Genomic DNA, 10,871 nt, shown 5'->3' with positions numbered 1-10,871 from the left:
GACCATCAGTGCGGATGATCCGTCCTCGACGGTGCTTCCCGGAGATTCCGGAGACAACCTTCAGAAAGTGGATGAAAACATCTCCTTCACGAAGGATGAAAACGGGAATGCATTGACGGGCGACGATGTGAAAACATCCTGGTGGAACGGTAATGTTAATATCAGTGCCACAACGGTCGTCTATGATCCTTTACAGACTGATGCTTGGGGAAATCCGCAGATAATAGCAGAAGATCCTAGCGGTATGAAGCTTAGTTATAGCGACTACAACGGAGGATCGAAGCAGTATTACAATGGCAGACCTCCTCAGGAAGATATAGACAACGACATTGCTATTAAGGATAAAAATGGATCTTGGTACCGCGAAGCTCCCGAATCTGACTGGGGATTGACGGTTGATGGCGGTGAGAACAGTGGCGAGATTCAGGCCTCTGGCAATACAAGCGAAGCAGTTGTGATTGATCTTAATGGTGATGCTTACGGCATGACCATTAACTTCGGAGCATTCTTCGCTGGAAAGTCGAATCCGGACGATCCTGCCGCAGGAACAGGGTACGATAACGTATCTGAAAAGGCGCTTATTTCCTTCTATAAGGACGGAAAGCTGGTCTATTCTACCGTGGTAGAGGGGACAAACAGCGGTGAGTTTACGTTCAATACCGGCGATGTCATCCTGGAAGGCTTTGACAGAGTAGTCATTTCGGCTGTGGATAATGGAGAAAACAGTGACTTCACCATCCAGGGCATCGACTTTATCACCAAGCGCGATAATCCCATCATCGTCAATGAAGGCAAGGTGACAGCAGAGTCCGGTGCAGACAGCTTTGCCGATGATTATCAGGAGGCCAATGTCAAGTTCGACCTTGGCAGCATGGTAGACGAGGACTCTTTGAGTGAAGACGGTACCTCCGGTACCATCACTGTCCTGGTCAATGGTGAAGAGCGCACGGTAGATGTGAAGCTCAGTGAAGGCGCTTCCGGCGAATCCATCCTGACCGGTACGCTGCAGGAGTCTGGCGAAGACGGTAAGCCGGTTGACGGTGAGCAGCTCTTCACCGCCACGCTGGGCAAGGACGGCAACTGGACCATGGAACAGTACGACCAGTTCCGTGTGGATAATGAGACCGAGACGGGTTCCAACCAGTTCGAGCTGGTCTTCAAGACCGAAGACGCCGACGGCGACGTTGCCAGCACTACGGTCAACGTGCCGCTGGAAGTGGTGGACCAGACACCGGCTACGGATACCTCCATCGGCAATGGCGACGACACCATCACCATCACCGGCGGTGAGGGCATTGCCGGCACCGTGGCCGCAGGCGACAGCGGTGGCGTGACGGAAGGTCAGCAGGTCGCAGCCAACTACAATGTCTGCTTCATTCTGGATACGTCTGGAAGTATGGATGAAGAGGTAGGCGGAAGCGGTTCAGACAGAAATGACTCCCGCCTTGAGGTTGCTGTAAAGAGTATTGAAAACTTTATCGACACCAGCATCCATCAGGGCGATTTCATCGGTACGGTGAATCTGGCTGTGGTAACCTTTGAGTCCAAGCACGGTAAGACCATTGATGTAAGCATCAGACGAGTTTCCGATGGCGATGGAGGCTATACGGAAAGTTATGTGTTTAATGGCACTACTTATAACAGCTACGATAGCTTTAAGTCCGACTTCCACAACACTCTGAATGGACTGAACGCAAATGGCGGTACCAACTATGAAGCTGGCTTCCGCAAGGCTGCAGACTGGTTCGATGAGCTGGGAGATACATCGAAAGCTGACGGCAACATTACCTACTTCCTTTCTGATGGGGTACCGCCGTATCATGGTACGAACAGCTCTGGCGGCGGTAGCTATGCGACAGAGGAAGATATAAAGGGGGCATGGCTCGGTTATCAGGACTTGCTTGGTTCTGCTTCTGGGATGCAGGTGAATGCCATCGGCTTCGGCACCGACCTTAATGATACTGCCATGAAGACGTTGGCCATGCTGGACAACACCGGAACTCTTGTTTCTGGTGTTGCAGGAAATCAGGAAGCGGACGGTTACCTCTATTATGGAAGAGGGGGAAATACTCCATGGCAGCCTGTAGAGGAAGTCTATACCGGTTATGAAGGAACCCCCCAGTATTGGAACACCTATTACACGCAGCTTGCGGATGGCTCCTATCAGCAACTTCAGTGGAAGAACGTTGGTAGTTTCTTTAATCCGGACTACCGGTTGGGATACCAGTCTGGTGGAATATGGCATGAAGTAACGGACAACTTGTATACTATGCAGGAAGTTCCCGTTATTGCCACAGGCGGCAATGCCACACAGGTGACCAATGGCGAAGGCTTAGCCGCTGCCTTTGAAAACGGCTTCAAGCCAGGCACACTGACCGCTGCTGGTAACGATACCATTCGGGCAGAGCACGCCACCTCATCCGCCATCATCTACGGCGACGTGATGAATACGGACCGGCTGCTCCATGAACTGAAGCAGAATGACGCGATTACCCAGATGGTAGCGGCAGGTATGATTACCGCCCTGCCTGGCTATGGTTCCGGTTCGGAACTCTTCCAGTGGCTGGAAAAGAATAGCGATAAGCTCTCGGGCGACTACGCCGGCTGGACCCATGATGATACTATCAAGTACATGCTGGAGCATGCCGGGGAATTGGGGTACGAGACCCGCGTGGCGGAGGACGGTACTGCCTACCTTGTGAAGCCCGATGGTACCGTGCTGAACATGAACGGCTCGGAGGCCACGGATGTTGATCTGGGCAGTCTTACCGGTCGCGATGGTGGCGATGACATCATCACCGGCAGCAGTGCCTCCGACATCATCTACGGTCAGGAAGGTGACGACACCATCTATGGCGGCAGCGGCCACGATACCCTCTACGGTGGCACGGGGGGTGACCTGCTGATGGGTGATGACAAGCCCGAAAGCCTGGCTGCCGATACGGTAGCTGACATCAAGGCCTTGGGCACTGATGCAGCGCTGGATGCCTTCATCGACTCCGTGGAAAACCCGGATGCCGACGGCAATGACCAGCTCTTCGGCGGTGTCGGTAACGATGTTCTGCTCGGTATGGGCGGTGACGACTATCTGGACGGCGGCGCAGGTGAGGATGCCATCTTCGGCGGCTCCGGCAACGACATCATCGTCTACGACAAGGCCGACTACCTGGTCAGCGGCGGCAGCGGCATCGACTTCATGGTGTCCGATGACAGCACGCTGTCGTTGAAGACGCTGCTGCAAGGGACTGGAGAAGGAAACGGCCCCATCGTGGACAGCATCGAAGTGCTGCTGAAGGGCGATGCCGCCCTGAGCCTGACCAGTATCCAGGATCTGGCCGACAAGTACGGTATCAAGCTGGATACCAATCCCGACGGACAGGAAATATTGACGCTGGATATGAGCAAGTGGATTGAGAGCACTTCCGCCGACGGTACCCACGTCTTTACGTCCACGGACAACGATCTGACCCTGGAGACCAATCTGACACCGGTGGACGCCAGTGACCCGGCCAGTGAGGCCGTACAGCAACAGGTCTTCACCCTGGAACACGGTAACGGTTAACCATACACACGGCGGGGCGGCCCAAAGGCCGTCCCGCCTTTCAACATCCTTTAGGGCTTCCATGCGCATCCTTTTCGTCAACCACACCTTCCCGGGAGATCTGGGCCCGCTGCTGGTGGCTTTTGCCGCGCAGCCGGGGCATGAGATCCTTTTTGCCTCCTGCCGGGGCAGACGGGATTTCAGTGTGCCCGGGGTGCGGCATGTGGTCCTTTCCCCCTCCCGCTCCCGGCGTCTTGTCGGGGACGGGGCGGGCACGTCTCTGGACAGGGCCGTGGAGATGGGACGACAGGCCCTGCAGGCCTTCCGTCTGCTGCGGCAAAGCGGTTTTGTGCCGGATATGATGCTACTTTCTTCCGCACTGGAGCAGGGGCTGTTCCTCAGGGATGCCTTTCCTGATGCCTTTGTGGCCTGCTTTGCGGAAAGCTTGCCGTCCGACGGGCTTGCCGGGGACGGTAAAGGGCTTGTCCGCCACTTGCTGCAATGCCGCCAGATGCAGCAGAGCGATCTGGTCATCAGGCTGGCGGCAGAAGCGGAAAACCGCGATCAGGAACAGCGAGGCGTCATGAGCTTGCCGTATCCTGTAGATACGGACTATTTTTCTCCCCTCACTCCAAACGGGGCATCCGGCCCGCAAGCCGGAACCCGGATTCTGTGCGCTGCCCGGGACGCGGCGGATGTCTGGCAGATGCTGCGCCTGGCGGAAGTCCTGCTGGCGCAGTGCCCGGGCTGCCGTCTGGTGCTGCTGTGCGAAAGCGCGGCAGGGCGGGAATCGCTGGCGGAGCTTGGCCTTTCCCTGCCGACCGGGATCGAGGTCCCGGAGCGCCTCTCCCTGCAGGCCTATCGGGATCTGCTCCGCACGGCGGCCGTCATCACGGCCCCGGCGGCAGCGTGCCTTTCCGCGCCGGTGCTGCTGGAAGCCATGAGCTGCGGCGTGGTGCCGGTGCTGGCGGGCGATGCGCCGCACTGGCCCCTGTTGCAGGAGGGCGGGGGAGGCCTCTGGTGCGGGGCGGCGGATCTGGTCCCCACACTGGCGGGCATACTGGCGCAACCGCACCAGCTGGCGGAGTTGTCCCTTGCCGCCCGCCGGACCGTGGAGCGGCATTTCCGGCGGCAGGATGTCATCCCCGGGCAGCTGGCCTTGCTGCATCAGGCACGGGCCGCGTGGCTGCGAAAAAAGCAGGGCGGTACGACGGCCTGAGGCGGCGACGCGCAAGGCTGACGGCCGGCAGAGACAGTCATTTTTTTGCCCGCTCTCCCGGAAGGGATACGACGACCGCAGAGACGATCATCACGGATCGTGACAGATATAAAAAGACCGGCGCCCGTGCTACGGGCCACCGGTCTTTTTTGCATTTTCAGAGGCAGGCCATCATGCGGAGGGCCTGCCTTTTATGGGCGTTTTTTTAGGAGGGATGTCCGTCTTCCATGCCTTTTGGGGCGACGATCCCGGAAAAGATTCTTGTGGAGCCTGTCCGGCAGGAGGCTTGCCCGCCCCCGTCATATCCGTTCCGGCGACTTCTTGCCAAAGGCCCGCTTCAGCGGACGCCGTGGGCCCTCCCCCGTGTTTCAAAAAGCTACATCCCGGGCTTCATGCCCGCGGGCCAGAACGAGGAGTTCCGGCGGCCCTCGCCATCCAGGGCCCAGCCGAGTCCCCAGCCGGCCAGCGAGAAGGCAAAGCCCACGAAGAAGGGCGGCAGCGCGGCCAGCGAAGGCCAGGGCATGGGCAGGATGGCGAACTGCGGGTGCGTCATGAGGTACCAGAGCATGCAGCTCACGAAGCCCGCGGCGCAGCTGCACCAGGCGGCCAGGCTGCTGCGCTTGCCGAAGCGCACCAAGGCCACATAGGCCACCAGTACCGTGGAACCCACGATGCTCCAGCTGGTGGTGCAGAGCATGGCGATGATCTGTCCCTTGATCTGGGCACAGCCGCCGCTGAGCAGCACACAGAAGACGATGCCCGCAAACCACATGCCGCGCGAGGTCTTGCGGCCCGGCAGGTCTTCGGCGATGGCCGCCACGGCGATGTGGAAGATGGCCGTGGCCGTGGACAGGGAAGCCGAGACGATGGCCAGCACGAAGAGCTGCAGGCCGATGTCGGGCAGCAGCATCTTGACCAGGGCGGGCATGACGTCATCGGGCGAGGCCACTTCGGGCATGAACAGGCGGGCCAGGCTGGCCACATAGTAGGCACCGCCCACCAGCACGGTCAGCACCAGCATGGCCAGCGGCGTGATGCGGTTGACCTGCCGGGCGGAGTTGAGGGCAAAATGGCGCTGGATCATCTGGGGCTGCGCCCAGACCGCCACGGACGTGACGATGACCAGCGAGATGATGAACCAGCCCTGTCCGCCGTCGGCCAGCGAGACGAAGCCGGTATTGGCCGTGGCGGTGGGCGCCAGTTCCGCCAGCCGGGCCATGCCTTCCACCGGGCCGCCCACCTTGTCGAACACGGCCACGGTGAGCATGCAGATGCCCACCAGCATGACGAAGCCCTGCATGGCTTCGGTATAGAGCACGCCGCGCAGGCCGCCCATATAGATGGCCGCCGCCACCAGCAGGGCCACGATCCAGACCAGCAGCCAGACGGGCACGGGCATGATCTGGGCCAGGAGCAGGGCCGCCCCCTTGATGACGGCCGAGGCATAGACGCCCAGGAACACGGCGAAGATCAGGGCCAGACAGCGGCCCAGCAGGGGGCTGCGGTGGCCGTTGGCCAGCAGCTGCACCGGGGTGCGGGCCTGCAGGTTGCGCTGGCACAGGCGGGTGGGCCAGGCCAGATAACGATAGACGATCCAGGTCCCCAGCCAGACGTTACCGGCGGCCACCAGCAGCATCTGCATGCCGTAGGCATAGGCCAGACCGCCAAAGCCCACCAGGGCCACGGCGGAGATATAGGTAGCCACATAGGCAAAGGCCTGGATGCCGAAACCCACGCGGCCCGAGACCATGACATCATGCCCGCTGCCCTTGCGGGACAGCCAGATGAACAGGGCGATGTAGCCGCCCCAGATGAGGACATCGGCCAGCATCTAGCGCCCCCTTCCCTGACGGATCAGGCTGAAGAGGGAAAGCACCAGCGCGGCCAGCAGTGAAAGCACCGCCAGCAGCACCGGAGCGTCCGCCAGCCCCAGAACGGAAAACAGTTCCATACGCAACTCCGGTTACGGTCTGACGGGAACGGCAGGGAGCCGCCTCCCGAATATAGACAGTGTAGACAGAAGTGCTGTCCCGAGGCAAGTCCATTTTCCGTTTTTCGGCGGAAAGGCGATACTCTCCGGCCCCGGACCGGAAGGCGGAAAGGGGAGCTAAGCAGCCGGGGTCCATAAAAAAAAGGGCCCCGCAGGGCCCTTGGGTACGGAAGTCGGATGCGATCAGCGCTTCCAGGGCGTGATGGCGCACTTGATGCAGTCGTCCTGTCGCTGTTCGAAGATACGGTAGCCCTCCAGGATCTTGTTCAGGGGCAGGCTGTGGGTGATGAGCGGGTTGGTGTCGATGCGGCCGCGCTCGATAAGGCGGATCAGCTCCGCGCTGTGGGTGGCGTCCACACCGCCGGTACGGAAGGTCAGGTTCTTGCCGTACATCAGGTGCAGGGGCAGGTTCTGCGCTTCTTCATACATGGCCACCACAGCCACGGTGGCATTGGGGCGGGCCACTTTCCAGGCGGTCTGGAAGGTATCGTGCCCGCCCGCGCATTCGATGACCGCATCGGCGCCCAGACCGCCGGTGGCGTCGAGGATGCGCGCTTCCACGTCATCCGCGGCGGCGTCGATGGTCAAATCGGCATAACCGCGTTCCTGCGCCAGCTGCAGGCGGCTGGGCAGGATGTCCACGGCGATGACCTGCGCGGGGCCGAACAGGCGTGCGCACTGCATGGCGCACAGGCCCACAGGTCCGGCCCCCAGCACGGCCACGCTGTCGCCGGGGCGGATAGCGGCCAGTTCCGCACCAAAGTAACCGCTGGCCAGCACGTCGCCCACCAGCAGCACGTCCTGATAGGACAGGGAATCGGGGATGGGGTCGAGGCCGTTGTCCGCAAAAGGCACGCGCACATACTCGGTCTGGCAGCCGTCGATGCGGCAGCCCAGCTCCCAGCCGCCGTGACGGCAGTTGTTGACGTAGCCCTGGCGGCAGAACCAGCAGGTACCGCAAAACGTTTCCACATTGGCGGCCACACGCTGGCCGGGGCGCACTTTGCGCACCTCGCTGCCCGTTGCCACCACTTCGCCCACGAATTCGTGCCCCAGCACCGTGCCGGGCAGGGCACGCGGTACCGCGCCGTTGCGGATATGCAGGTCACTGGCGCAGATGCTGGAAAGTTCCACTTTGACGATGGCGTCGCGCGGATCCTGTATCTGCGGCAGGGGACGTTCCTCCAGCCGCAGGTCGTTGGTACCGTGATAGACCAGTGCATGCATGGTTTCAGCCATAAGCCCCTCCTTGTGCGGACATGCAGCCGTCATATCCGTCCACTATGGCGGGCTTTGGGCAGTGTGTAAAGCGTTCCCGCCCGGCCTGTCCGGCCGGGCTTCATGGGACGGGCCGTCCCGCGGCATCAAGACTTGCGGATGAGCGTGGGCAGGTCGTCTTCCGTGGAGCAGAAGCGTTCCCAGCGGAAATCGCGGCGGTCTTCCAGCAGGCGGGGGACAAGGTCCGGCACATCGACGGGCCAGAAGCAGTCAGGGCGGGGGTGGTGCACGCCCGGTCGTCCGGTCTGCGGGCGGCAGGCAAGGATGGCTTGTCGCCATTGCGCCGGGATGGCTTCCAGACCGTACACGGCCCCCAGCAGGGCCCCGCAGATGGCGGCGTTGGTGTCCGTATCACCGCCGCGCCGCACGGTATCCACCACGCCTTCCTCCAGCGTGGGCGCGTGCAGCAGCTGCCACAGGGCATTGTGCAGGGCGATGCGGACCCAGCCCATTTTGTGTACATAATCCGCAGGCGCTTCGTGCGGCGCCAGCTCCAGGATCTCGTACAGACAGGGCTCAAGCCGCTGCCGCCGGGCAAGCCTGAGCAGCCAGGCGTACAGGTCCTGGGGAGAATCGCCGCTGCGGATGGCCTGCGCGATGAGGCAGGCATACAGGGCATTGGCCTGCTGGCAGACCGGGTGGGCATGGGTCAGGGCCGCATCCTGTTGCGCCCAGCGGGCCACGTCGTGCCAGTGGCGGGTGGCGCCGAAGATGCCCAGCGGGCTCACACGCATGAGAGCGCCGTTGGCTTGGCTGTCCGGGTCGGGATGCCCGCGCAGGCCCAGGGCGATGGTCCGGCCCATGTCGAAGGGGCCGCTCTCCAGCCAGAAAAGATAACGGCGGCGGGCTTCTTCGGCATCATATTCCACGGCTTCGGCCAGCAGACGGGCCAGCATAAGGGCCATTTCCGAGTCGTCCGTGGGTTGCCCGGCCAGGATGTTCCAGGTACCGCCGTCTTCCAGCAGACGGGGTCCATCGGGATAGCGTTCGCGGATGGTGGCCGGGGAACAGAACTCCACCAGACCGCCCAGGGAATCCCCGGCGATCTGGCCCATGAGACAACCGGCGGCACGGTCGAACAGGGGATCGGTATGGCTGGGCATGGAACCTCTTTTTTTTCAGCTCACAGATGGTGGGGAAAGGCCTGCGGGAGAGCCTGTCCTTCTCCATTTCGAATGGAGATACCAGACCTCCGTTCCATTTTGCGGAATGGAGCATGCTGACTGCAGCTGTGCAAGAGATTTTGTCATCATCCCGTCCCACATATTTTTTCTGAAAAGCAGATCGTACGCGCTCGTGTGGCTGCGGGCACAGCCCGGAGGCGGGCGCTGTGGCAAGATTGGCCTGCTCACGCTGATGCGACCATTGAGGACGTGACAGCGGGGGACAACAGGCAGGCCGTCCTCGTGGAAGGCGGCCAAACAGGCAGGAGGGCAGGATGGACGGCAGCATGCAGATGGAGGCCGCGCCCCGGGCGTGTCCCCAGCCGGGGAGATGGAAGGGCCGCGCGGCTCTGGCGGGGGCCGCGCTGGCCTTTGTGCTGGGGGCAGCCCATTTTTTTCGCAGCGGGCAGCATGGCCTTGCTTGTGTTTGTCTGGTCTGGGCCGGGCTGCTCTGGCGGCCGGTGGCCTGGCTGCGGCGCAGTGCTGCGGTCTTTTTGCTGGGGCTGGCCGCGGAGTGGGGCATGACGACGCTGGCCCTGGCCCGCTGGCGTCTGCAACTGGGCCAGGACTGGCTGAGGATGGTCTGCATACTGGGTGCGGTGGCCGCGCTTACCCTGCTGGCGGCCGCAGCCCTGCGCAGTCGCGCCTGCCGCCGGGGCGAGGTCTCCGGTCCCCGTGCCCAGGCGCTCGCCTGTTTGCTGGTCTCGGCCCTGCTGTTGCTGCTGGACGGGCTGCGGCCTGATCTTTTGCTGCTGCACCGGCTCGTACCGGGCTGGGGAGCGGTGCAGGCCCTGCTGGCCGGTCTGTGGGCGGGCCTCGTCTATGGCTGGCTTGCGGACAGGCGTCGGGCCCCCGTATGGCGGCGGCGCATCTGGCTGCTGTTTTCCTGCGTGTTTTTCGGGCAGCTGCTGGCGGGGCTTTTCCTGCACAGCCTGTTCCTTTTGCAGGGCGTGCCGCACCTGCCCGTGCCGGGACTCATCCTGTCCGGCCCGCTGTACCGGGGCGAGGGCTCGCTCTTCATGCCCGGGCTGTTCGCGGTCTCGCTGCTGCTGGCGGGCAGTGCCTGGTGCAGTCATCTGTGCTATCTGGGCGTCTGGGATGCCCGGGCGGCGGATGCCGGGCCCCGCAGCGGCCGGGGCGTGCCCGCGCTCTGGCGCAAGATGCGCTGGGGCCTGCTGGCCGTGAGCCTGCTCCTGCCTTTGGGGTTGCGCCTTGCCGGGCTGCCGTGGCCCTGGGCCCTGGTCCTTGCGCTGGCGCTGGGGCTGGCCCTGTTGCCCTGTGCCCTCTGGCTGAGCCGGAAGCTGGGCATCCCGGTGTATTGTTGCGGCATCTGTCCGCTGGGGATGACGGCCAACCTGCTGGCGCGTCTCTCCCCGTGGCGTCTGCGCCGGAACGGGCACTGCACGGGATGCGGGGCCTGTGCGCGGGTCTGCCGATACGGCGCCCTGCGGCTGGACGGGGACGGCAGGGTCACCGGCCCGGATTGGCGCTGCACCCTGTGCCGGGACTGCATGTCCGTCTGCCGTCATAGAGCCCTGGAGATCCGTTGCTGCGGACAGGTCGGGGCGTGGGTGGAGCAGGCGCTGCTCTGTTCGCTGAGCGTCCTGCATACGCTCTTTCTCTTCATGGGACGTGTCTGATGCCCTGAGGGCCCGGCAGCTCCCGTGACGTTCCCTGTGG

At 62.5% G+C, this 10,871-nt stretch carries 6 protein-coding genes; 3 read left to right on the top strand and 3 right to left on the bottom strand.

Features of this window, described 5'->3' with window-relative positions; all coding sequences use genetic code 11:
* Positions 1 to 67: 67 nt before the first annotated feature.
* Complete coding sequence (locus tag ACQRAG_RS11050) at positions 68 to 3,562, top strand: VWA domain-containing protein (protein WP_427804121.1); 3,495 nt, start codon at positions 68 to 70, stop codon at positions 3,560 to 3,562.
* A 61-nt stretch (positions 3,563 to 3,623) separates the two neighbouring features.
* Positions 3,624 to 4,760 (top strand): hypothetical protein, encoded by a 1,137-nt coding sequence (locus tag ACQRAG_RS11045; RefSeq protein ID WP_427804120.1) that lies wholly within the window; start codon positions 3,624 to 3,626, stop codon positions 4,758 to 4,760.
* A gap of 376 nt (positions 4,761 to 5,136) precedes the next feature.
* On the opposite strand, the gene ACQRAG_RS11040 is transcribed toward ACQRAG_RS11045, so the two are convergent.
* From ACQRAG_RS11040 to ACQRAG_RS11030, 3 genes are all read right to left on the bottom strand, one after another.
* Entirely contained in the window at positions 5,137 to 6,591 is a 1,455-nt protein-coding gene (locus ACQRAG_RS11040) for a sodium:solute symporter family protein (protein ID WP_168934578.1), read from the bottom strand.
* A gap of 342 nt (positions 6,592 to 6,933) precedes the next feature.
* Positions 6,934 to 7,989 (bottom strand): alcohol dehydrogenase, encoded by a 1,056-nt coding sequence (locus tag ACQRAG_RS11035; protein ID WP_303930468.1) that lies wholly within the window; start codon positions 7,987 to 7,989, stop codon positions 6,934 to 6,936.
* 125 nt (positions 7,990 to 8,114) lie between these two features.
* Positions 8,115 to 9,131 (bottom strand): ADP-ribosylglycohydrolase family protein, encoded by a 1,017-nt coding sequence (locus ACQRAG_RS11030; RefSeq protein WP_303956253.1) that lies wholly within the window; start codon positions 9,129 to 9,131, stop codon positions 8,115 to 8,117.
* 335 nt (positions 9,132 to 9,466) lie between these two features.
* Here ACQRAG_RS11030 and ACQRAG_RS11025 point away from each other — a divergent pair, with 335 nt between their 5' ends.
* Positions 9,467 to 10,831 carry a 4Fe-4S dicluster domain-containing protein gene (locus ACQRAG_RS11025; protein WP_427805326.1) on the top strand — a complete coding sequence of 455 codons (1,365 nt, stop codon included), beginning with the start codon at positions 9,467 to 9,469 and terminating at the stop codon, positions 10,829 to 10,831.
* Positions 10,832 to 10,871 lie beyond the last annotated feature (40 nt).

Source organism: Desulfovibrio sp. SGI.230 (genome assembly GCF_050313065.1).
Lineage (GTDB): Bacteria > Desulfobacterota > Desulfovibrionia > Desulfovibrionales > Desulfovibrionaceae > Desulfovibrio.
This window is presented reverse-complemented; position numbering and strand designations above follow the sequence as displayed.